This window comes from Streptomyces fodineus, assembly GCF_001735805.1.
In the GTDB taxonomy this organism is placed as follows: domain Bacteria; phylum Actinomycetota; class Actinomycetes; order Streptomycetales; family Streptomycetaceae; genus Streptomyces; species Streptomyces fodineus.
In genome coordinates this window covers 3,984,351-4,006,189 of sequence record NZ_CP017248.1, presented here as the reverse complement: position 1 = coordinate 4,006,189, position 21,839 = coordinate 3,984,351, and the positions used below count along the sequence as shown (strand labels likewise).

22 protein-coding genes are annotated in these 21,839 nt (G+C 71.9%); 9 read left to right on the top strand and 13 right to left on the bottom strand.

Annotated features, from left to right (window positions below; translation table 11 throughout):
• Nucleotides 1-66 precede the first annotated feature (66 nt).
• Nucleotides 67-807, top strand: coding sequence for a SigE family RNA polymerase sigma factor (locus BFF78_RS16480; RefSeq protein ID WP_069779063.1), 741 nt, complete (start codon nucleotides 67-69; stop codon nucleotides 805-807).
• Between the two features lie 219 nt (nucleotides 808-1,026).
• On the opposite strand, the gene BFF78_RS16475 is transcribed toward BFF78_RS16480, so the two are convergent.
• Nucleotides 1,027-1,662, bottom strand: coding sequence for a uridine kinase family protein (locus tag BFF78_RS16475; protein WP_227025854.1), 636 nt, complete (start codon nucleotides 1,660-1,662; stop codon nucleotides 1,027-1,029).
• 125 nt (nucleotides 1,663-1,787) lie between these two features.
• Here BFF78_RS16475 and BFF78_RS16470 point away from each other — a divergent pair, with 125 nt between their 5' ends.
• Nucleotides 1,788-2,162 (top strand): hypothetical protein, encoded by a 375-nt coding sequence (locus tag BFF78_RS16470; RefSeq protein ID WP_069779061.1) that lies wholly within the window; start codon nucleotides 1,788-1,790, stop codon nucleotides 2,160-2,162.
• 98 nt (nucleotides 2,163-2,260) lie between these two features.
• Here the strand turns inward: BFF78_RS16470 and BFF78_RS16465 are convergent, their stop codons facing one another.
• The 3 genes from BFF78_RS16465 to deoC are packed head-to-tail and all read right to left on the bottom strand — an operon-like array spanning nucleotide 2,261 to nucleotide 5,551.
• Nucleotides 2,261-3,157, bottom strand: a complete 897-nt coding sequence (locus tag BFF78_RS16465; protein ID WP_069779060.1) for an aldehyde dehydrogenase family protein — start codon at nucleotides 3,155-3,157, stop codon at nucleotides 2,261-2,263.
• On the bottom strand, nucleotides 3,150-4,586 hold the full coding sequence (locus BFF78_RS16460) for an aldehyde dehydrogenase family protein (protein ID WP_069779059.1): 1,437 nt from the start codon (nucleotides 4,584-4,586) through the stop codon (nucleotides 3,150-3,152). The genes BFF78_RS16465 and BFF78_RS16460 overlap by 8 nt, the downstream gene beginning before the upstream one ends.
• Nucleotides 4,587-4,591: 5 nt before the next feature.
• A complete protein-coding gene (deoC, locus tag BFF78_RS16455; protein ID WP_069779058.1) occupies nucleotides 4,592-5,551 on the bottom strand; it encodes a deoxyribose-phosphate aldolase in 960 nt (319 codons plus the stop codon).
• Nucleotides 5,552-5,686: 135 nt separating this feature from the next.
• Between deoC and BFF78_RS16450 the strand changes: the two genes are divergently transcribed.
• On the top strand, nucleotides 5,687-6,388 hold the full coding sequence (locus BFF78_RS16450; protein WP_069779057.1) for a PH domain-containing protein: 702 nt from the start codon (nucleotides 5,687-5,689) through the stop codon (nucleotides 6,386-6,388).
• Nucleotides 6,389-6,480: 92 nt separating this feature from the next.
• On the opposite strand, the gene BFF78_RS16445 is transcribed toward BFF78_RS16450, so the two are convergent.
• The 3 genes from BFF78_RS16445 to BFF78_RS16435 form a co-directional block, all read right to left on the bottom strand.
• Nucleotides 6,481-8,127 carry a phospho-sugar mutase gene (locus BFF78_RS16445; RefSeq protein WP_069779056.1) on the bottom strand — a complete coding sequence of 549 codons (1,647 nt, stop codon included), beginning with the start codon at nucleotides 8,125-8,127 and terminating at the stop codon, nucleotides 6,481-6,483.
• A gap of 98 nt (nucleotides 8,128-8,225) precedes the next feature.
• Nucleotides 8,226-9,050, bottom strand: coding sequence for a purine-nucleoside phosphorylase (locus tag BFF78_RS16440; protein ID WP_069779055.1), 825 nt, complete (start codon nucleotides 9,048-9,050; stop codon nucleotides 8,226-8,228).
• A gap of 151 nt (nucleotides 9,051-9,201) precedes the next feature.
• Nucleotides 9,202-9,639: a gamma-glutamylcyclotransferase family protein gene (locus tag BFF78_RS16435; protein ID WP_069779054.1), complete on the bottom strand. Its 438-nt coding sequence runs from the start codon at nucleotides 9,637-9,639 to the stop codon at nucleotides 9,202-9,204.
• 96 nt (nucleotides 9,640-9,735) lie between these two features.
• On the opposite strand from BFF78_RS16435, the gene BFF78_RS16430 reads away from it, so the two are divergent.
• Entirely contained in the window at nucleotides 9,736-11,184 is a 1,449-nt protein-coding gene (locus BFF78_RS16430) for an NAD(P)H-quinone dehydrogenase (RefSeq protein WP_069779053.1), read from the top strand.
• Nucleotides 11,185-11,386: 202 nt separating this feature from the next.
• Nucleotides 11,387-12,277 (top strand): DeoR/GlpR family DNA-binding transcription regulator, encoded by an 891-nt coding sequence (locus BFF78_RS16425; protein WP_069779052.1) that lies wholly within the window; start codon nucleotides 11,387-11,389, stop codon nucleotides 12,275-12,277.
• 201 nt (nucleotides 12,278-12,478) lie between these two features.
• Here the strand turns inward: BFF78_RS16425 and BFF78_RS16420 are convergent, their stop codons facing one another.
• Entirely contained in the window at nucleotides 12,479-14,251 is a 1,773-nt protein-coding gene (locus BFF78_RS16420) for an acetyl/propionyl/methylcrotonyl-CoA carboxylase subunit alpha (protein WP_069779051.1), read from the bottom strand.
• A gap of 364 nt (nucleotides 14,252-14,615) precedes the next feature.
• Between BFF78_RS16420 and BFF78_RS16415 the strand changes: the two genes are divergently transcribed.
• Complete coding sequence (locus BFF78_RS16415; RefSeq protein WP_227025853.1) at nucleotides 14,616-15,203, top strand: hypothetical protein; 588 nt, start codon at nucleotides 14,616-14,618, stop codon at nucleotides 15,201-15,203.
• On the opposite strand, the gene BFF78_RS16410 is transcribed toward BFF78_RS16415, so the two are convergent.
• The 4 genes from BFF78_RS16410 to BFF78_RS16400 all read right to left on the bottom strand — a co-directional run bounded on the left by BFF78_RS16410 (nucleotide 15,175) and on the right by BFF78_RS16400 (nucleotide 17,851).
• A complete protein-coding gene (locus tag BFF78_RS16410; protein WP_069779050.1) occupies nucleotides 15,175-15,807 on the bottom strand; it encodes a Maf family protein in 633 nt (210 codons plus the stop codon). The genes BFF78_RS16415 and BFF78_RS16410 overlap by 29 nt on opposite strands.
• A 32-nt stretch (nucleotides 15,808-15,839) precedes the next feature.
• Nucleotides 15,840-15,968: a morphogenic membrane protein MmpB gene (mmpB, locus tag BFF78_RS49350; RefSeq protein ID WP_099054880.1), complete on the bottom strand. Its 129-nt coding sequence runs from the start codon at nucleotides 15,966-15,968 to the stop codon at nucleotides 15,840-15,842.
• Nucleotides 15,969-16,039: 71 nt separating this feature from the next.
• Nucleotides 16,040-16,249: an acyl-CoA carboxylase epsilon subunit gene (locus BFF78_RS16405; protein ID WP_069779049.1), complete on the bottom strand. Its 210-nt coding sequence runs from the start codon at nucleotides 16,247-16,249 to the stop codon at nucleotides 16,040-16,042.
• 9 nt (nucleotides 16,250-16,258) lie between these two features.
• Entirely contained in the window at nucleotides 16,259-17,851 is a 1,593-nt protein-coding gene (locus BFF78_RS16400) for an acyl-CoA carboxylase subunit beta (protein ID WP_069779048.1), read from the bottom strand.
• A 110-nt stretch (nucleotides 17,852-17,961) separates the two neighbouring features.
• Here BFF78_RS16400 and BFF78_RS16395 point away from each other — a divergent pair, with 110 nt between their 5' ends.
• Both BFF78_RS16395 and BFF78_RS16390 read left to right on the top strand, forming a co-directional pair.
• Entirely contained in the window at nucleotides 17,962-18,822 is an 861-nt protein-coding gene (locus BFF78_RS16395; protein WP_069779047.1) for a biotin--[acetyl-CoA-carboxylase] ligase, read from the top strand.
• Nucleotides 18,823-19,095: 273 nt separating this feature from the next.
• Complete coding sequence (locus tag BFF78_RS16390) at nucleotides 19,096-20,202, top strand: adenylate/guanylate cyclase domain-containing protein (protein WP_069779046.1); 1,107 nt, start codon at nucleotides 19,096-19,098, stop codon at nucleotides 20,200-20,202.
• Nucleotides 20,203-20,225: 23 nt separating this feature from the next.
• On the opposite strand, the gene BFF78_RS16385 is transcribed toward BFF78_RS16390, so the two are convergent.
• On the bottom strand, nucleotides 20,226-20,843 hold the full coding sequence (locus BFF78_RS16385) for a hypothetical protein (protein WP_227025852.1): 618 nt from the start codon (nucleotides 20,841-20,843) through the stop codon (nucleotides 20,226-20,228).
• Nucleotides 20,844-21,041: 198 nt separating this feature from the next.
• On the opposite strand from BFF78_RS16385, the gene BFF78_RS16380 reads away from it, so the two are divergent.
• Nucleotides 21,042-21,836, top strand: a complete 795-nt coding sequence (locus BFF78_RS16380; RefSeq protein ID WP_069779045.1) for an enoyl-CoA hydratase/isomerase family protein — start codon at nucleotides 21,042-21,044, stop codon at nucleotides 21,834-21,836.
• Nucleotides 21,837-21,839: the final 3 nt, after the last annotated feature.

Below are 21,839 nucleotides of genomic sequence, written 5' to 3'. Positions count from 1 at the left end.
CAGGGCGGCCGGACCAGCCGGCCCGGCAAGACCGAACCACCGGAAGTCCACCACGGGGAGCGCGAGATGAACACGCTGCACAGCATCAGCACCAGCGCCGTAATCACGCGTCTGCACGACGTGCACCGGGGTTCCGAGAAGTCCGGTGCCGTGAGCGGGCGGGGGTGCGCTCGCGGCACCGGGCGTCAGCACACCGCGTACATGACGGTGGTTGACGCGCACACGGGGGAGACGCACGGGGGATCCGCGTACAGGGAGGACTCGGGGGAGCAGCGCCGTTCCCTGACGGAGGCGGAGTTCACCGCCTACGTCCAGGAGCGCCGCGCCTCCCTGTACGCCACCGCCTACCACCTGACCGGCGACCGCTTCGAGGCCGAGGACCTGCTGCAGAGCGCGCTGTTCTCGACGTACAAGGCGTGGGACCGGATCAGCGACAAGGCCGCGGTCGGCGGATACCTCCGCCGCACCATGACCAACCTGCACATCAGCGCCTGGCGGCGCCGCAAGCTCAACGAGTACCCGACCGAGGAACTGCCGGAGACGCCCTCCGACACGGACGCGATGCGCGGCACCGAGCTGCGCGCGGTCCTGTGGCAGGCGCTGGCCCGGCTGCCCGAGCTCCAGCGCACCATGCTGGTCCTGCGCTACTACGAGGGCCGCACGGACCCGGAGATCGCGGAGATCCTCGACATCAGTGTCGGCACGGTGAAGTCCAGCATCTGGCGGTCGCTCCGCCGGCTGCGCGAGGACGAGGTCCTCAGCTTCGGCCGTGACGAGGAGGACGCCTTCGGCGAGCTGGTCGCCTGAAGGTCCGGGGTCACTGGGGGGTGACCCGCGGGGGACACGGGGGAAAACGGGGGCCCACCGGGGGTGGGGATCCACGGGGGGGGGCGGGGAGGGAACACGGGGGAGCGGAAGAAGCGGGACTGGAGGGCCGGGGGGCCTGTCCAGTCCCGCTTTTCGCATGCGCGTACGCGCACGTACGACCCCTGGGCCGACCCCCTGGGCCGACCTCTGCGCCGGCCCTTACGCCACCGTCTGCCGGCGCGTCTGCCGCCCCGCCGCCGCTGCCGCCAGCCGCCCCAGCGCCTCGTCGCGGTCGCACGGATGCGCGCCCAGCGACACCTGGCGGGCGACGATCGAGCGTTCCGCGCGCATCAGCCGCCAGCCGCGGCGCAGCAGGAACGGCACCGACTTGCGGCCCTCCTTCAGATCCCGCAGGAACCGCCGGCGGAAGGTGGTGACCGGCCCGCGGCTCAGGCACAGCGCGTCCGCGAGCACGCCCAGTTCCCGGCAGCGCTCGACGATCTCCGCGGCGAAGACGCCCTCCGCGATGAACAGCGGGGTACGGCCGATGTGCAGCCTCTCCTCGCCGGTACGGGCGCTCAGTGCGATGTCGTACACCGGCACCGGCGCCGAACCCGTCGCGCACAGCCGGGTGATGGCCTCGACCGCGACGTCCGCGTCCCAGGAGCCGGGGTGGTCCCAGTCGATGTCCGAACTCCCCTGCACCAGGGGCAGAGTCGGGTCGTCACCCTCCTTGTAGAAGTCGTCCAGACGCAGGACGGGGAGCCCGGAGCGGGCGGCGACGAGGGACTTGCCCGAGCCCGAGGGGCCGCACAGCAGTACCACACGGGCGGATGACGGGGGATGAATGCTCACGGAACACCAGTTTGACGCATGGCGGCCCGCCTGCCGACCCCGCGGGTCGGCTTTTGAGCGTGACTCCCGCCTCAACTACCCTTCGTGTCGACAGTTTCACCCTGAGTATCAGAAGGTGGCCCCGCATGACACGACACGCGTCCCCCCGCAACCACACCGCGCGGCGCGCCCTGATCGTCCTCGCGACCGCTTCGGCGGCGCTGGGTGCGGGCGTGGCGACGGCATCCGCGAACGCCGCCCGCGTTCCGGACGTGCCCCTGCGGCCCGCGTCGTTCGGGACGATGGCCCCGCAGGCCGGTGCCCAGGTGCCGGGGCTGACCGACTACGCCGCCGTCCCCGTCCAGGCTCTGCAGTACACCCCTCTCGCCCACCCGGTGGACTCCGGCGATCTCGGCGGCCTGACCGGTCCGATCGCCCGGGCGAGCGCGTTCGGCGCCATGCCCGCGCTCGAAAAAGGGGTCGGGGGTGCGCTGGGCAGTCTGACCGGGGCGGAGGACTGACCGGGGACGAGAGAGCCGCGTCCTCCCTGGACGGAGGGAGGACGCGGCTCTCGGTCTGAGGACCGGCTCGGGGCGGCGGGTGCCCTGCTCGGTCGGGCTCAGTAAGAGGAGCCGGACGCGCCCAGCGAACCCGTCGGGTGCCAGACCGTCTTGGTCTCCAGGAACGCCGTCATCCGGTCGGTGCCCGGCGTCTCGGAGTAATCCACAGCCTGTGGACGGAGAACCCGCTTCAGATTGTCGGCCGCCGCGATCTCCAGCTCCTTCGCCAGCTCCTCGTCCGCCCCCGCGAGGTCGATCGCGTTGACGTCCTGGTGCGCGGCCAGCGGCGCCGCGAGCTCCGCCGTGCGGCCGGACAGTACGTTGACCACGCCGCCCGGCACATCGGAGGTGGCCAGCACCTCGCCGAGGGAGAGGGCCGGCAGCGGGGCCTTCTCGGAGGCGATCACGACCGCCGTGTTGCCGGTGGCGATCACCGGGGCCACGACCGAGACCAGGCCCAGGAACGACGACTCCTGCGGGGCCAGTACGGCGACGACACCCGTCGGCTCCGGCGAGGACAGGTTGAAGAACGGACCCGCCACCGGGTTGGCGCCGCCGATCACCTGGGTGATCTTGTCGGTCCAGCCGGCGTACCAGACCCAGCGGTCGATCGTGGCGTCCACGACCGCAGCGGCCTTCGACTTCGACAGGCCCTCGGCGTCGGCCACTTCGCGGACGAACTGGTCCTTGCGGCCCTCCAGCATCTCCGCGACGCGGTAGAGGACCTGGCCGCGGTTGTACGCCGTCGCGCCGGACCAGCCGCCGAACGCCTTGCGCGCGGCGACCACCGCGTCACGGGCGTCCTTGCGGGAGGACTGCGGTGCGTTGGCCAGCCACTTGCCCTTCGAGTCGGTCACCTCGTACACCCGGCCGCTCTCGGAACGCGGGAACTTCCCGCCGACGTACAGCTTGTAGGTCTTGAACACGCTGAGCCGTGCTTCGGACTTCTCAGACATCGAGGTACGCCTCCAGGCCGTGGCGGCCGCCCTCGCGGCCGAAGCCCGACTCCTTGTAGCCGCCGAACGGCGAGGTCGGGTCGAACTTGTTGAACGTGTTGGACCAGACGACACCGGCGCGCAGCTTGTTCGCGACGGCCAGGATGCGGGAGCCCTTCTCGGTCCAGATGCCCGCCGACAGGCCGTACTGCGTGTTGTTCGCCTTGGCGACCGCCTCGTCCGGCGTGCGGAAGGTGAGGACCGACAGCACCGGGCCGAAGATCTCGTCGCGGGCGATGGTGTGCGCCTGGGTGACGTTCGTGAACAGCGTCGGGGCGAACCAGTAGCCGGAGGAGGGCAGTTCGCAGGCCGGGGACCAGCGCTCGGCGCCCTCCGCCTCGCCCTGCTCCGTCAGCGCGGTGATCCGGGCCAGCTGCTCGGCGGAGTTGATCGCGCCGATGTCGGTGTTCTTGTCCAGCGGATCGCCGAGCCGGAGGGTCGACAGGCGGCGCTTGAGCGAGTCCAGCAGCTCGTCCTGGATCGACTCCTGCACGAGCAGGCGGGAGCCCGCGCAGCAGACCTGGCCCTGGTTGAAGAAGATGCCGGTCACGATGCCCTCGACGGCCTGGTCGATCGGGGCGTCGTCGAAGACGATGTTGGCGCCCTTGCCGCCGAGTTCCAGGGTGAGCTTCTTGCGGGTGCCGGCGACGGTCCGCGCGATCTCCTTGCCGACGGCCGTCGATCCCGTGAAGGCGACCTTGTCGACGTCCGGGTGCGCGACGAGCGAGGCGCCCGTGTCGCCGTAGCCCGGGAGGATGTTGACGACGCCCCTGGGCAGGCCGGCCTGGCGGCAGATGTCCGCGAAGAACAGGGCGGACAGCGGGGTCGTCTCGGCGGGCTTCAGGACGACCGTGTTGCCGGTCGCCAGCGCCGGGGCGATCTTCCACGCCAGCATCAGCAGCGGGAAGTTCCAGGGGATGACCTGGCCGGCCACGCCCAGCGGGCGCGGGTCCGCGCCGAAGCCGGCGTGGTCGAGCTTGTCGGCCCAGCCCGCGTAGTAGAAGAAGTGCGCGGCCACGAGGGGCAGGTCGGCGTCCCTCGTCTCCTTGATCGGCTTGCCGTTGTCCAGCGTCTCCAGGACGGCCAGCTCACGGCTGCGCTCCTGGATGATCCGGGCGATGCGGAACAGGTACTTGGCGCGCTCGGAGCCGGGCAGCGCCGACCACTTCTCGAAGGCCTTGCGGGCGGCCTTGACGGCACGGTCGACGTCCTCGGCACCGGCCTGGGCGACCTCCGACAGCACCTCTTCCGTGCTGGGGCTGATCGTCTTGAAGACCTTGCCGTCGGCCGCGTCCGTGAACTCGCCGTCGATGAACAGGCCGTAGGAGGGGGCGATGTCGACGACCGAGCGGGACTCGGGAGCGGGCGCGTACTCGAATGCGGATGCCATGGTGATCAGTCCACCGTCACGTAGTCGGGGCCGGAGTAGCGGCCGGTGGCCAGCTTCTGACGCTGCATCAGCAGGTCGTTCAGCAGCGAGGAGGCGCCGAAGCGGAACCAGTGGTTGTCCAGCCAGTCCTCGCCGGCGGTCTCGTTGACCAGGACGAGGAACTTGATGGCGTCCTTGGAGGTACGGATGCCGCCGGCGGGCTTCACGCCGACCTGGACGCCGGTCTGCGCACGGAAGTCGCGTACGGCCTCCAGCATCAGGAGCGTGTTCGCGGGGGTGGCGTTGACGGCGACCTTGCCGGTCGAGGTCTTGATGAAGTCGGCGCCGGCGAGCATCCCGAGCCAGGAGGCGCGGCGGATGTTGTCGTACGTCGACAGCTCACCGGTCTCGAAGATGACCTTCAGGCGGGCGCTGTCGCCGCAGGCCTCCTTCACGGCGGTGATCTCGTCGTACACCTTCAGGTACTTGCCCGCGAGGAACGCGCCCCGGTCGATGACCATGTCGATCTCGTCGGCGCCCGCGGCGACGGCGTCCCGGACGTCGGCCAGCTTCACGTCGAGGGCGGCACGGCCGGCCGGGAACGCGGTGGCGACCGAGGCGACCTTCACGCCGGAACCGGCGACGGCCTCCTTGGCGGCGGCCACCATGTCGGGGTAGACGCAGACCGCGGCCGTCGTGGGGGTCGTACGGTCCGTGGGGTCGGGGTGGACCGCCTTGGCGCCGAGCGCCCGGACCTTGCCCGGGGTGTCCGCGCCTTCCAGCGTCGTCAGGTCGACCATCGAGATGGCGAGGTCGATGGCGTACGCCTTCGCGGTGGTCTTGATGGAACGGGTGCCGAGAGACGCGGCGCGCGCCTCCAGGCCGACCGCGTCGACGCCGGGCAGCCCGTGCAGGAAGCGGCGCAGCGTGCTGTCGGACGCGGTGACGTCAGCGAGAGCGAGTGCTGTGGGTGCAGTGGTGGGCATGGTCACCAGACGAGCATATCTACGCGCGTAGCGGCTGTACAGCCCCGGTGCTCATCTCCCGTCCGGAGATCACGGATGAGCGCCGGTTCCGAGGGGTGTGGCGGCAGGGCCGCCGGTGTCATGCAGACTTGCCCCATGACCACCCCCGACCACCAGTCACCCGAGTCACAGCCCCCGGTCTCCACCGCCAAGGACCGGATCTACCGCTCGCCCATGGCGCTCGTGGGCGGCGTACTGCTGCTGCTCGTGGTCGGCTGGCTCGGCTTCGACGCGCTGTCCCAGGGCCATGGCCGTGCGCCGTGGCTTGCGCTCGCCGGGATGATCCTGATCGTGCCGCTGGTGATCGCCTTCACACTCCGCCCGGCGGTCTTCGCGGGCGAGGACCGGCTGCGGATCCGTAACCCCTTCCGGGTGATCGGCCTGCCCTGGGGCGAGGTCGCCTCGCTGCGCTCCGGCTACTCCAACGAGGTCGTCGCGAAGTCGGGCCGCAAGTACCAGCTGTGGTCGGTTCCGGTCTCGCTGCGGGCCCGCAAGAAGGCGGAGATGCGCAAGACACGGGCGGCGGCGGAGGCGGCCGGCGGCGGGGGGCCGGCGCGCCGTGGCCTCGGCGGCCTGGGCGCCTTCGGCGGCACCGGCGGCACCGGCGCCACCGGCGCCCCGGCCGGGCCGAGCCGCGCGGACACCGACCAGGTCATGGACGAGCTGAGGGAACTGCTGCAGCGGCGTGGCGACGCGGAGACGGCGCAGGGCGAGGTCACCGTGCGGTGGGCCTACGAGGTGATCGCGCCGACGCTGGCGGGCGCGGTGCTGCTGGCGATCCTGCTCGCCACGAAGTGAGGTCTCCCGGGACCGAGGTCTGAGACCACCGGGGCCGATCAAAGGAAGATGGGGTGCTCCCGGTCCGGGAGCACCCCATCTCGTCGTACGGCTCAGATGCCGGCCGCAGCCGACAGGTCCCGCTTGAGGGCGGACAGGAGTTCGCCCGCGCGGGCGTGCGCGGCCGGCAGGGCGGCGTGGTCCGCGACCGGGACCACGACCTCCAGGTAACACTTCAGCTTCGGCTCCGTGCCGCTCGGGCGGACGATCACCCGGGCGCCGTCGAGGGTGTAGCGCAGGCCGTCGGTGGGCGGCAGCCTGTCCGTGCCCCGGGTGAGGTCCTCGGCGCGGACGACGGGCAGGCCCGCCAGTTCGGTCGGCGGCTGCTCGCGCAGGCGGCGCATCGCGTCGGCGATGAGGGAGAGGTCCTGCACACGGACCGAGAGCTGGTCGGTGGCGTGCAGGCCGTGTTCCACGGCGAGGTCGTCGAGGAGGTCGAGGAGGGTGCGGTTCTCCGACTTCAGCTGCGAGGCCAGCTCCGTGATCAGCAGGGCCGCCGTGATGCCGTCCTTGTCGCGTACGCCCTCGGGGTCCACGCAGTAGCCGAGGGCCTCCTCGTAGCCGTAGCGCAGGCCGTCCACGCGGGCGATCCACTTGAAGCCGGTCAGGGTCTCCTCGTAGGGGAGGTGCGCCTTCTCGGCGATGCGGCCCAGGAGGGAGGAGGAGACGATCGACTCGGCGAACACGCCGGTCGCGCCCCGGCGGACCAGGTGGGCGGCGAGCAGCGCGCCGACCTCGTCGCCGCGCAGCATGCGCCAGTCCCCGCCGTCCTTGACGGCCACGGCGCAGCGGTCGGCGTCGGGGTCGTTGGCGATGACGAGGTCCGGGTCGGTCGTACGGGCCTGCGCGAACGCCAGGTCCATCGCGCCCGGCTCCTCCGGGTTCGGGAAGGCGACCGTCGGGAAGTCCGGGTCCGGGTCGGCCTGCTCGGCGACCAGCACCGGCTCGGGGAAACCGGCGCGGGCGAAGGCGGCCAGCAGGACGTCCTTGCCGACGCCGTGCATGGCCGTGTAGACCGTGCGGGCGGTGCGGGGGGAGCCGGCGGCGAGGACGGCGTCCGTCCGGGCCAGGTAGGCGTCGAGGACCGCGTCGTCCAGGGTCTCCCAGCCGGACTCCGGGCGGGGGACGTCGTTCAGGGACGCGATCGCGTCGATCTCCGCGGCGATCTCCGCGTCGGCGGGCGGGACGATCTGGGAGCCGTCGCCGAGGTAGACCTTGTAGCCGTTGTCCCGGGGCGGGTTGTGGCTGGCGGTGACCTCGATGCCCGCGACCGCGCCGAGGTGCCGTATGGCGTACGCCAGGACCGGCGTGGGCAGCGGGCGGGGGAGTACGGCGGCACGCAGGCCGGCGCCGGTCATCACGGCGGCGGTGTCGCGGGCGAAGTCGGCGGACTTGTGGCGCGCGTCGTAGCCGACGACCACGAGTCCGGCCCCTCCCTCCCCCCGGGAGGGCTCGTTCTTCTTCAGGTACGCGGCGAGGCCGGCGGCCGCCCTGATGACGACGCTGCGGTTCATGCGCATCGGGCCGGCGCCGAGTTCGCCTCGCAGGCCGGCGGTGCCGAACTGGAGCGTGCCGCTGAAGCGGGCGGACAGCTCCGCCGTGTCACCGGCGTCGATCAGCTTGGCCAGTTCTTCGCGAGTCTCCGTGTCCGGGTCCTCGGCGAGCCAGGCCTTGGCCCGTGCGATGAGATCGTCGTGCACCTTGGGATCAACCTCTCCGTGTTTGCCTGGTCCACTGGGGTCCGCCCCCAGGCCCCCGTCTCCCACCCGTCCGAGACCGATGGGCTGGAAGGCTCGCTCTACAGCTTGCCCAGCACCTGGCCCAGCAGCTCCCCCATCCGCGCCGCCGAGTCGCGGCCGGCCTGGAGGACCTCCTCGTGGTTGAGGGGCTCGCCGGTCATGCCGGCCGCCAGGTTGGTGACCAGGGAGATGCCCAGCACCTCGGCGCCCGCCTCGCGCGCGGCGATGGCCTCGAGGACCGTGGACATGCCGACCAGGTCCGCGCCGATGACGCGGGCCATGCGGATCTCGGCCGGGGTCTCGTAGTGCGGGCCGGGGAACTGGGCGTAGACGCCCTCCTCCAGGGAGGGGTCGATCTCCTTGCACAGGGCGCGCAGGCGGGGCGAGTAGAGGTCGGTCAGGTCGACGAAGTTGGCGCCGACGATCGGGGACGTCGCCGTCAGGTTGATGTGGTCGCTGATCAGGACCGGCTGGCCGGGGCGCATGCCCTCGCGCAGGCCGCCGCAGCCGTTGGTGAGGACCACCGTCTTGCAGCCGGCGGCCACGGCGGTGCGGACGCCGTGGGCGACGGCGGCGACGCCACGGCCCTCGTAGTAGTGCGTGCGGCCCAGGAAGACCAGCGCGCGCTTGTCACCGAAGGAGTACGAGCGGACCTTGCCGCCGTGCCCCGCGACGGCCGGCGGCGGGAAGCCGGGCAGCTCGGTGACCTGGAACTCGGCGTCGGGCGCGCCCAGGGCGTCGACGGCCGGAGCCCAGCCGGAGCCCATCACGAGGGCGACGTCGTGGGTCTCGGCGCCGGTGAGTTCGCGCAGGCGCGCGGCGGCGGCGTCGGCGGCGGCGTAGGGGTCGCCCTGGATGTCGTCCGGAAGAAGAGATGCGTTCACGTGGTCGAGGGTAGCCGGTCTTCGCCTACGCGCGTAGATGACAGACGTCACGGGATTGCTTTCGTTGTCTTGTTGTTTCCGACGAACCCGTGATTGTTTCCGACGAACCCGTGACGCCGGGATCTCTGCGTCTCTTGTGCGCCGCCTGTGTTCAGCAAGGGCGCTTGCGCAGCTCCATCACGTAGTCGTGCGGCGCCCCGGCGGACTCCGCCGCGTCGGCGATCTCGCCCAGATAGCGCGCCGAGGGCAGGCCGCCCTCGTAACCGTTGAGGACGTACGTCCACCCCGACTCCTCGCCGTCCAGGGTGTGCACGCGCACGCGTACCCGGCGGTAGAGGTCCATGCCGACGCCCTCCCACTGGTCGAGGGACTCCTCGTCCATGGGCGCGATGTCGTACAGGCCGACGAAGACCTGCGCGAGCGGATCCTCGACGATCGTCGCCAGCGCGCCCTCCCAGCCCAGGTGCTCGCCGCCGAACGTCAGCCGCCAGCCGTTCAGCCAGCCCGTGGCGCGCAGCGGGGAATGCGGGGCGCGGAAGGACATCAGGCGCGCGTCGAGGTTGCCGGCGTACGCGGCATAGAGCGACATGCACAGAGGGTACGGCAGGGGGAACGCGAGTCACTGTTGCCCCAGGGGAAGCTTCCGTGCGCCCCCGGGCAGTAGCACCTTGAGGCGTGCGGGACAATGGAGTACGTGACTCGGATCGTGATCATCGGTGGCGGACCCGGCGGATATGAAGCGGCCCTGGTGGCCGCCCAGCTCGGTGCGGAGGTGACCGTCGTCGACTGCGACGGTCTGGGCGGAGCGTCGGTGCTGACCGACTGCGTGCCGTCGAAGACGCTCATCGCTACGGCCGAGGTGATGACCACCTTCGATTCGTCGTACGAAGAGCTGGGGATCATCGTCGCCGACGACACGCCACCGCTGGAGCAGGCGGCCCGGGTGGTCGGCGTGGATCTCGGGAAGGTCAACCGCCGTGTGAAGCGGCTGGCCCTCGCCCAGTCCCACGACATCACCGCCTCCGTCACGCGGGCCGGCGCCCGGGTCATGCGCGGCCGTGGCCGGCTGGACGGCATGCAGGCTCTGGACGGGTCCCGGAAGGTCGTCGTCACCGCCGCCGACGGCACCGAGGAGACCCTCACCGCCGACGCCGTCCTCATCGCCACCGGTGGTCACCCGCGCGAGCTGCCCGACGCCCAGCCCGACGGCGAGCGCATCCTGAACTGGACCCAGGTCTACGACCTCACCGAGCTGCCGGAAGAGCTGATCGTGGTCGGCTCCGGTGTGACCGGTGCCGAGTTCGCCGGTGCCTACCAGGCCCTCGGGTCCAAGGTCACCCTCGTGTCGTCCCGGGACCGCGTGCTGCCGGGCGAGGACCCGGACGCCGCCGCGGTGCTGGAGGACGTCTTCCGGCGCCGTGGCATGAACGTCATGGCCCGCTCCCGCGCCGCCTCCGCCAAGCGCGTCGGCGACCGGGTCGAGGTGACGCTGGCCGACGGGCGGGTCATCAGCGGCTCGCACTGCCTGATGGCGGTCGGCGCCATCCCGAACAGCGCGGGACTGGGCCTGGAGGAAGCCGGCGTCAAGCTGCGCGACTCGGGTCACATCTGGACCGACAAGGTGTCGAGGACGACCGCTCCCGGCGTGTACGCGGCCGGCGATGTGACCGGTGTCTTCGCGCTCGCGTCCGTCGCCGCCATGCAGGGACGTATCGCCATGTACCACTTCCTCGGCGACGCGGTGGCCCCGCTGAACCTGAAGACCGTCTCGTCGAACGTCTTCACCGACCCCGAGATCGCGACGGTCGGCTACACGCAGGCCGACGTGGACGCGGGCAAGATCGACGCCCGGGTCGTGAAGCTCCCGCTGCTGCGCAACCCGCGCGCCAAGATGCAGGGCATCCGGGACGGCTTCGTCAAGATCTTCTGCCGTCCGGGTACGGGCATCGTGGTCGGCGGTGTGGTCGTGGCGCCCCGCGCCTCGGAACTGATCCACCCCATCTCGATCGCCGTCGACAACAATCTGACGGTCGAACAGATCGCGAACGCGTTCACGGTGTACCCCTCCCTTTCGGGGTCGATCGCGGAGGTGGCCCGGCAGCTCCACACCCGCAAGGCGGGCGCGGAAGCCTGACGGCGGACTTCAACTCCCCGTCGTTGACCGGGAGTTGTCGCGTTTGCGTACGGCATAGTCATGGCGGGTAGGTCCTATACCACTTCCCGCCCTGCCATGCGAACAACTTCGTTTATTCGGCGCAAACTGCTGAAAGCAGACGGTCGCTGGGGTTACTGTCAGTTTCGTGTTCGCTGCTGAACGTCGCCAATTGATCCTCGAAATGGTGCGAGCGAACGGTGCCGTGTCGCTCCGTGAGCTCGCCCGCGTCGTCCAGACCTCCGAAGTGACCGTACGGCGGGACGTGCGCGCACTGGAGGCCGAAGGACTCCTCGACCGCCGGCACGGCGGTGCGGTACTGCCGGGCGGGTTCACGCGGGAGTCCGGCTTTCCGCAGAAGTCTCATCTCGCGACCGCCGAGAAGACGGCCATCGCCGACCTCGCGGCGGGCCTCGTCGAAGAGGGCGAGGCCATCGTCGTCGGAGCCGGTACCACCACGCAGGAGCTGGCCCGCCGGCTCGCCCGGGTGCCGGGCCTGACGGTGGTCACCAACTCCCTCCTGGTCGCCCAGGCGCTGGCCCATGCCAACCGGGTGGAGGTCGTGATGACCGGGGGCACCCTGCGCGGCTCCAACTACGCCCTGGTGGGCTCCGGCGCGGAGCAGTCCCTGCAGGGGCTGAGGGTGTCGAAGGCCTTCCTGTCCGGGAGTGGGCTCACCGCCGAGCGCGGGCTGTCCACGTCCAACATGCTCTCGGCGTCCGTGGACCGGGCGCTGGTGCAGGCCGCCGCGGAGGTCGTGGTCCTCGCCGACCACACCAAGCTCGGCACGGACACGATGTTCCAGACCGTGCCGACGGATCTCATCACCCGGTTGGTCACCGATGAGCCGCCCACCCACGACGACCGCGCCGCCACCGAGTTGCAGGCCCTTGCCGACCAGGGGGTGCAGATCGCCGTGGCGGGGGCGAGCAGCCCTCCGGGGGGTGAGCAGGCCCCGGCGCGACGTGCTCCGCTGCCGGGGCCGCGCAGGGGGGTGACGCTCCGCTCGGGGGTGGGGTACGGGGAGCCTACGGGAGCCGAGCGGGGGCGCGTCGCCGATTTGCGGCGACGTTGAGGGCGCCTGTCAGCCGTAGGGTCCGGGGGCCGTCGGCAGGTGCGGGTTCGTTGTGACGGCTCGCGCCCACGCGGCGCAGCCGCATATCAGACACAGCCACAGCCCCGCGCCCCTGGGGAGTCGCGGCTTGCCTGCGCCGAAAGCGGAACGCCCGGCAGACCGATGAGGTCGGTCCACCGGGCGTCACTGTGAAGCCTGCCGTCAGTCCTTGATCTCGCAGATCGCCGCGCCCGACGTGATGGACGCGCCGACCTCGGCGGTCAGGCCCTTGATGGTGCCTGCCCTGTGGGCGTTGAGGGGCTGCTCCATCTTCATGGCCTCCAGGACGACGACCAGGTCGCCCTCCTTGACCTCCTGGCCCTCCTCGACGGCGACCTTGACGATCGTGCCCTGCATCGGGGAGGCGAGGGTGTCGCCGGAGGCGACGGGGCCGGACTTCTTGGCCGCGCGGCGCTTCGGCTTGGCGCCGGCCGCGAGGCCCGTGCGGGCCAGGGACATGCCGAGGGAGGCCGGGAGGGAGACCTCCAGGCGCTTGCCGCCGACCTCGACGACGACCGTCTCACGGCCCGTGTCCTCCTCCGCCTCGGTTTCGGCGGGGGCGGTGAAGGGCTTGATCTCGTTGACGAACTCGGTCTCGATCCAGCGGGTGTGGACCGTGAACGGGTCGGCGGTGCCGGTCAGTTCGGGGGCGAACGCCGGGTCCCTGACCACCGCGCGGTGGAAGGGGATCGCCGTCGCCATGCCCTCGACCTGGAACTCGTCCAGGGCGCGGGCGGCCCGCTCCAGGGCCTCCTTGCGGGTGCGGCCCGTGACGATCAGCTTGGCGAGGAGGGAGTCCCACGCCGGGCCGATGACCGAGCCGGACTCCACGCCCGCGTCCAGGCGGACGCCGGGGCCGGACGGCGCGGCGAACCTGGTGACCGTGCCGGGGGCCGGGAGGAAGTTGCGGCCCGGGTCCTCGCCGTTGATGCGGAACTCGAAGGAGTGGCCGCGCAGCTGCGGGTCGTCGTAGCCGAGCTCCTCGCCGTCGGCGATGCGGAACATCTCGCGCACGAGGTCGATGCCGGCGACCTCCTCGGTCACCGGGTGCTCCACCTGCAGGCGGGTGTTGACCTCCAGGAAGGAGATCGTGCCGTCCTGGCCGACGAGGAACTCGCAGGTGCCCGCGCCGACGTAACCGGCCTCCTTCAGGATGGCCTTGGACGCGCGGTACAGCTCGGCGACCTGCTCGTCCGAGAGGAACGGCGCCGGCGCCTCCTCCACCAGCTTCTGGTGGCGGCGCTGGAGGGAGCAGTCACGGGTCGATACGACGACCACGTTGCCGTGCTGGTCGGCCAGGCACTGGGTCTCCACGTGCCGCGGGCGGTCCAGGTAGCGCTCGACGAAGCACTCGCCGCGGCCGAAGGCGGCCACGGCCTCGCGGACCGCCGAGTCGTACAGCTCCGGGACCTCTTCGAGGGTGCGGGCGACCTTCAGGCCGCGGCCACCGCCACCGAAGGCGGCCTTGATCGCGATGGGCAGGCCGTGCTCCTCGGCGAAGGCCACGACCTCCTCGGCACCGCTCACCGGGTCCGGGGTACCGGCCACCAGCGGGGCGCCGGCGCGCTGGGCGATGTGCCGGGCGGCGACCTTGTCGCCGAGGTCGCGGATGGCCTGCGGCGGCGGGCCGATCCAGATCAGGCCGGCGTCGAGCACGGCCTGGGCGAAGTCGGCGTTCTCCGAGAGGAAGCCGTAACCCGGATGGACGGCGTCCGCGCCGGACTCGCGCGCCGCATTCAGGACTTTCTCGATGTCCAGGTAGCTGGTGGCCGGCGTGTCACCGCCCAGGGCGAACGCCTCATCCGCGGCGCGGACATGCAGAGCGTCCCGGTCCGGGTCGGCGTAGACGGCCACGCTCGCGATCCCGGCGTCCCGGCAGGCCCGGGCCACGCGGACAGCGATTTCGCCACGGTTGGCGATGAGCACCTTGCGCACGATTGAGGCTCCCTCCTTGAAACAAGCCGAGTTTAGGGACTGCCGACACGACACATCGACCCGTCCCCAATGGTGAGCTTGCCCACACGGAGCGTGATTCGAGGCTCGCTCGACCCGCGAAAAGCCTTGTCGCACCTTGGTACGCAGGGCTCCTCCCGGAAACCCTAGCCCGCCCATGTGGTCAAGGTCTCTGTGAGAGCGTGCTGCGGCCCACTCTGTTTCTTTGTCGAGTCCCTACGAATGGCCCAATGATTCTTTGCTACCGCACGAACCCTTGTCCCGGGGTTTACCCGTTAGTAGCGTTCATGGTGGCTCGAACGTACCTGTGGTAACACGACGCTGGCTTGAGAGTGGGTGGGGACCGGTGGTGCGCAGACCGGTGGCGTGGGTCCTGGCGATCGTCCTCCTGGCGGAGGCGTTCTTCATCGCGGCGCTGAACTGGTTCCTAGGCGTGGTCGTCGACCGTCAGGACATGTCCCTGGCCGGCCTCGACCCGTCCGTGATGGCGACGTCCTCGAAGATCGGCGGCGTCGTCTTCGGGCTCTACTTCGCGCTGTGCGCGCTGGTGGCCGTCCTGGTCGCGATACGCGACCGTGCCCCCGCGGGCTTCGGCCGCGTCCTGCTGGTCAGCGTGGCGGTCGTCCACGGCCTGCTGGGCGCGTTCGCCTGGGGCATCGTCGGCTGGACGGCGTTTTTGTTCCTGATGGTGGTGCTCGGCCTCGTCGTCCTGCTCCTGATGACGTACGACCGCACGGAGGGCCAGGAGGAGGCCGGCTCCGGCGGCGCCGCGGGGCACGGCGGCGACCCGAGGGCCGAGGCCGAGCCGAACGCGGTCGCGGATGCGGCGGCCGTACCCGGGAGCGGTACGGCCGCGCCGCCGGAGAAGGGCGAGGAGCCGCCGCAGGACTCCGTGCCCGCCCAGGTCACTCGGCCGGTGACCACAACTCTGTGATGCCGACGCCCAGTTCGGCCAGCAGCCTGCGCACCAGGGGCAGGCTGATGCCGATCACATTGCCGTGGTCGCCCTCGATGCCCTCGATGAACGGCGCCGAACGGCCGTCCAGGGTGAAGGCGCCGGCGACGTAGAGGGGTTCGCCGGAGGCCACGTACGCCGCGATCTCCTCGTCGCTGGGCTCGCCGAAACAGACGACCGTCGAGGCGGTCCCGGACACATACCGCTTGGCCTCGGTGTCCCAGATGCAGTGCCCCGTCTGGAGGGTCCCGGCCCGCCCGCGCATCGACTTCCAGCGGGCGGTCGCCTCCTCGGCGTCGGCGGGCTTGCCCAGGGCCTGCCCGTCCAGCTCCAGCACCGAGTCACAGCCGATCACCAGGGCGCCCTGCACCTCCGGCTTGGCCGCCACGACCGAGGCCTTCGCCTCGGCGAGCGCGAGCGCCAGCTCGGCGGGGGTGGGGGCGGTGAGGGCGTCCTCGTCGACCCCGCTGACGATCACCTCGGGGTCGAGGCCGGCCTGCCGGAGGAGGGCCAGCCGGGCGGGGGACTTCGAGGCGAGCACGAGCCGCCTGCGGCGCGTCGACCTGCGGTGCGTAGCAGTCATGCGGTCAGGTTAGTCGTGAGGTGCTGGTCGGCTCACCTCAGGCCGATGGCGAGCATCGCCAGGACCATGGCCAGGGCCATGAGAAAGCCGAGCCGCCGGAGCATGTCATGCGCTTCGCGCATGTCCTTCGGCGGCTCGTCTTCCGGGTCTGACCACAGCATGCCACCAGCGTGGCGCCGGGCCGGGCGGGGATGCCTGAGTAGGCGTACTCAAATCGGCACCCGGTGGTCCCTCAGCTCGGCCAGTAGGTGCGGGTCCAGGATGCCGGGCCCGGCTTGGGGAGGTGGGCGCCGGCGATTCTGTGCGGGTCGGACCATGCGTCCCGCGGGCCCTCCGCGCCGGGCGGCGTCGCCGCTGCCGCCGCGGCGCGGGCGCGGACCACCGCCAGGGCGGCGGCCAGCTCCTCCGGGGTCGGGTTGCCCCGTACGACTCTGATCGTCACAGCGGCTCCTTAGAGGGGGATGTTGCCGTGCTTCTTCGGAGGCAGGGATTCCCGCTTCGTACGCAGCTGACGCAGGCCGCGGACGATGTGGGCGCGGGTGTCGGACGGCATGATCACGGCGTCGATGTAGCCGCGCTCGGCCGCGACGTAGGGGTTGAGGAGGGTGTCCTCGTACTCCTGGATCAGCCGGGCGCGCGTGGCCTCGCCGTTTCCGGTGGACTCCGCCTCGGCGATGGTGCGGCGGTGCAGGATGTTGACCGCGCCCTGGGCGCCCATGACGGCGATCTGGGCGGTCGGCCAGGCCAGGTTGAGGTCGGCGCCCAGGTGCTTGGAGCCCATGACGTCGTACGCGCCGCCGAAGGCCTTGCGGGTGATCACCGTGATGAGGGGGACGGTGGCCTCCGCGTAGGCGTAGATCAGCTTGGCGCCGCGGCGGATGATGCCGGTGTGCTCCTGGCCGACGCCCGGCAGGAAGCCCGGCACGTCCACGAAGGTCAGCACGGGGATGTTGAAGGCGTCGCAGGTGCGGACGAAGCGGGCCGCCTTCTCGCTCGCGTCGATGTCGAGGCAGCCGGCGAACTGCATCGGCTGGTTGGCGACGACACCGACCGGGTGGCCCTCGACCCGGCCGAAGCCGGTGACCATGTTCGGCGCGAACAGGGCCTGCGTCTCGAAGAACTCGCCGTCGTCCAGGATGTGTTCGATCACCGTGCGGATGTCGTACGGCTGGTTCGCGCTGTCCGGGACGAGGGTGTCCAGCTCACGGTCCTCGTCGCTGACGGCGAGGTCCGCCTCCTCCGGGAAGACCGGCGGCTCGGAGAGGTTGTTGGACGGCAGGTACGACAGCAGCTGCTTGACGTACTCGATGGCGTCCTTCTCGTCGCCGGCCATGTGGTGGGCCACGCCGGAGGCGGTGTTGTGGGTGCGGGCGCCGCCCAGCTCCTCGAAGCCGACGTCCTCGCCGGTGACGGTCTTGATGACGTCCGGGCCGGTGATGAACATGTGCGAGGTCTGGTCGACCATGACCGTGAAGTCGGTGATGGCCGGGGAGTACACCGCGCCGCCCGCGCAGGGGCCGACGACCAGGCTGATCTGCGGGATCACCCCGGAGGCGTGGGTGTTGCGGCGGAAGATCTCGCCATAGGCGCCGAGGGAGGCGACACCCTCCTGGATGCGGGCGCCGCCGGAGTCGTTGATGCCGATGACCGGGCAGCCGGTCTTCAGCGCGAAGTCCATGACCTTGACGATCTTCTGGCCGTAGACCTCGCCGAGGGCGCCGCCGAAGACCGTGAAGTCCTGGGAGAAGACGGCGACCGGGCGGCCGTCGACGGTGCCGTAGCCGGTGACCACGCCGTCCCCGTACGGACGGTTCTTCTCCAGCCCGAAGTTGGTGGAGCGGTGGCGGGCGAACTCGTCCAGCTCGACGAAGGAATCCTCGTCGAGGAGGAGCTCGATGCGCTCACGGGCCGTCAGCTTGCCCTTGGCGTGCTGCTTTTCGACGGCGCGTTCCGAGCCGGCGTGCGTCGCTTCGTGGATACGGCGCTGCAGATCCGCGAGCTTCCCCGCGGTCGTGTGAATGTCGATCTCTTCCGGCTCGGACATCGGGATACGGCTCCCTGCCTGCTCAAAAGGGGGGACGGTTACTCATCCGTAGAGTAGTGCTGGCCCTGTGGGTCGGCAGTGCGGCGTTTCCCACACCTAGGGTGACTTGCATGACGCCGCACAATGCATCAGATGACAGTCGCTGGTCCGATCTGGACCGCCCGCCCCTGAACGCCGCGGGACTGCGGCGCGCCCTGGTCCGGGAGGGAAGCCTGTACCGCGAGGTGGACGTGGTGCAGCGCACCGGCTCCACCAACTCCGACCTGGTCGCCCGGGCCGCCACCGGGCAGGCCCCCGAGGGGGCCGTGCTGGTGGCCGAGGAGCAGACGGAGGGCAAGGGCCGGCTGGACCGCAGGTGGACGGCGCCGCCGCGCTCGGGTCTGTTCTTCTCCGTGCTGCTGCGGCCCGCCGAGGTCCCGGTGGCCCGGTGGGGCTGGCTGCCGCTGCTCACGGGGGTCGCCGTGGCGAGCGGGCTGGCCCGGGCGGCGGGCGTGGACACGGCCCTGAAGTGGCCGAACGACCTGCTGGTGACGGTGGGGGAAGAGGAGCGCAAGGCCGGCGGCATCCTCGCGGAACGGGCCGGCGAGGACGGTGTGGTCATCGGCGTCGGCATCAACGTCACGCTGCGGGCGGACGAACTGCCGGTGCCCCAGGCGGGCTCGCTGGCGCTGGCCGGGGCGGTGAGCACGGACCGGGAGCCGTTGCTGCAGGCGGTGCTGCGGTCGCTGGGGGACTGGTACGGGCGGTGGCGCGCCGCGGGCGGTGACCCTGCGGTCAGCGGCCTTCAGGAGGCGTACGCGGCGGGCTGCGCGACGCTGGGGCGCAGCGTGCGGGCCGAGTTGCCGGGGGAGCGGTCGATCGTGGGCGAGGCGGTGGCGATCGACGGGGACGGACGGCTGGTCATCGCGACGGAGGCCGGCGTGCAGGAGCCCGTGGGGGCGGGGGACGTCGTGCATCTGCGGCCTGCGTAGGGGCGCGGGGCTGTAGCGATATGCGGCTTCGCCGCGTGGGCGCGACCAGCCGCCGGCGAGCCGCGGCCGGCCATGGTGAGAGCGTCCCCGGACCTGGCCCGGCGCGGGTCCGGGGGCGCAGCCCCCCGGGGTGGCCGGCAGCGACACCGGGCAGCGCAACCGGTACCGGGAAGTGAACCCCCGGCCACACCCGACGGAGTGAGCTGGCGCACACCTGCCGTAGAGTTGAGGCCGGTCGAAACGTGACCGCGGCAGATCGGAAGGGCAGCAGGCGTGACCGTCGACGACACGGGCTCCGGCGCGGGCGCGGACGCCGCCGACCTCGGCGAGGACCCGCTGGCCCTGCGCCTCGAGCAGCTCATCCTGGGCGCCGAGCGCCGCTACACCCCGTTCCAGGCGGCCCGCAGCGCCGGTGTCTCCATGGAGCTGGCGTCACGGTTCTGGCGGGCCATGGGCTTTGCCGACATCGGCCAGGCCAAGGCGCTGACCGAGGCCGACGTACTGGCCCTGCGCCGGCTCGCCGGTCTGGTCGAGGCGGGGCTGCTCAGCGAGGCCATGGCGGTGCAGGTGGCCCGGTCCACCGGGCAGACCACCGCCCGGCTGGCCGAGTGGCAGATGGATTCCTTCCTGGAGGGCCTGACCGAGCCGCCCGAGCCGGGAATGACCCGCACCGAGGTGACGTACCCGATCGTCGAGCTGCTCCTGCCCGAGCTGGAGGAGTTCCTCGTGTACGTGTGGCGGCGCCAGCTCGCCGCCTCGGCCGGGCGGGTCGTGCAGTCGGCGGACGACGAGGAGATGGTCGACCGGCGGCTGGCGGTCGGCTTCGCCGACCTGGTGGGCTTCACCCGGCTGACCCGCCGGATGGAGGAGGAGGAGCTCGGGGAGCTGGTCGAGGCCTTCGAGACGACCGCCGCCGACCTGGTGGCCGCGCGCGGCGGCCGGCTGATCAAGACCCTCGGCGACGAGGTGCTGTACGCGGCGGACGACTCGGGCACGGCCGCGGACATCGCGCTGCGGCTGGTGGAGACGCTGGCGAACGACGAGACGATGCCGGAGCTGCGGGTCGGCATGGCGTTCGGCACGGTCACCACTCGTATGGGTGATGTGTTCGGTACGACGGTGAACCTGGCCTCCCGGCTGACCTCCATAGCGCCCCGGGACGCCGTGCTGGTGGACAGCGCCTTCGCCGAGGAGCTGATCCGTACCGGCGAGGCGCCCGCCTCGGAGGCGGAGGCGGCCGAGGCCGCGGCGGCCGCCGAGAAGGAGGGCGAGGAGCCCCCGCAGTACCGCTTCGCGCTCCAGCCGATGTGGCAGCGCCCGGTCCGCGGACTCGGCGTGGTCGAGCCCTGGCTGCTGACCCGCCGCGACGGCCAGTCGTAGTACCCGTGGCACCGTAAGGCTCGCTAACCGACGTCCACGCACAGGCCGAGCACCGGCACGCACGCCCCGCCCGGCCCCGCCGTGCTGTGGCTGGGCGCCGGGGTGGCCGGTGCGGGCCGGGCGGTCGTCGGGGCCGGGCCCGGCGCGGATGTGCTCGCCGAGGGTCGTGGTGTGGCGCCCGGGGTGGAGGCCGGGCCGGCCGGGAGCGCGGTCGCGGTCGGTACGGCCGTGCCGCCGGACGGTGCCCTGGGCGTGGCCGGGCCCACCGCGGGCCCGGCCGCACCGGTGGCCGTCGGTACGAGGCTCGTGCCGCCCATGACGGAGGTCGCCGAGGGCAGTGCGGTGGGGTCGGCGGCGACCGTGGCGGCGGTGTGCGGCGCGTCGCCCCTGGTGTCGTCGCCCGCGCCGAGGCGGGGCTCGGCCTCCGCCGTGCCCGGCGCGCCGACCCCCGGGTCCGAGGCGACCCGGACCAGGCTGAGCACCCCCGCGGCCAGGGCGAGACCGCCGGCGGCGAGCAGCACCTTGCGGGGGCGCGGCTTGCGGTGCCGCCCGCGCCGTACGCCGAACACGCCGGCCGGCTCGCCCGGCTCTGCCGGCTCCGGCCCCTCGTCCGTACGGGCCTGTGCACGTATCGGTGACATGGTTCCCCTCCCCGCCGCGCGCCCCGGGCACGCCGTGGCGGACGCACGCTATGCGCTCCTGTGGGCGATGTGGGGTGAGACGGCCGGGATGTCACTCGAACGGGCGTAGCCCCCTGGGCTTTCCCGAGGTCGGGTACGGCTGCGATGATCGGGCCGACAGTGCGTTAACCCGCGTTAACACGTGAGCCGGAGGGTGTCATGAGCGAGGAGCGGTTCGGGGAGTTCGTGCTGGTGCGGCGGCACGGGCAGGTCGCGGAGCTGGTGCTGGACCGGCCCAAGGCCATGAACGCCGTCTCGACGCAGATGGCCCGCTCCCTCGTCGCCGCGTGCACGGCGCTGGCCGCCGACCGGGACGCGCGGGTGGTGGTGCTGACCTCGTCCCACGAGCGGGCGTTCTGCGTCGGGGCGGACCTGAAGGAGCGGAACTCCTTCAGCGACGCGGATCTGCTGCGGCAACGGCCGGTGACGCGCGGGGCGTACACCGGGGTGCTGGAGCTGCCGATGCCGACGATCGCGGCGGTGCACGGTTTCGCGCTGGGCGGCGGTTTCGAACTGGCCCTGTCCTGCGACCTGATCGTGGCCGACCGTACGGCGGTGGTGGGGCTGCCGGAGGTGTCCGTGGGCGTGATCCCGGGCGGCGGCGGTACGCAGCTGCTGCCGCGGCGGGTCGGGGCGGCGCGCGCGGCCGAGCTGATCTTCTCGGCGCGGCGCGTGGAGGCGGCGGAGGCGGCCGCGCTGGGGCTGCTGGACCGGGTCGTGGACGAGGGCCGGGACCGCGAGGAGGCGCTGGAGCTGGCCGCCCGCATCGCCGGCAACTCCCCGGTCGGCCTGCGGGCCGCCAAGCGCGCACTGCGCCTCGGGCAGGGGCTGGACCTGCGGGCGGGCCTCGAGGTCGAGGACGCGGCGTGGCGCACGGTGGCGTTCTCGGGCGACCGGGCGGAGGGAGTGGCGGCCTTCAACGAGAAGCGCAAGCCTCAGTGGCCGGGGGAGTAGGCG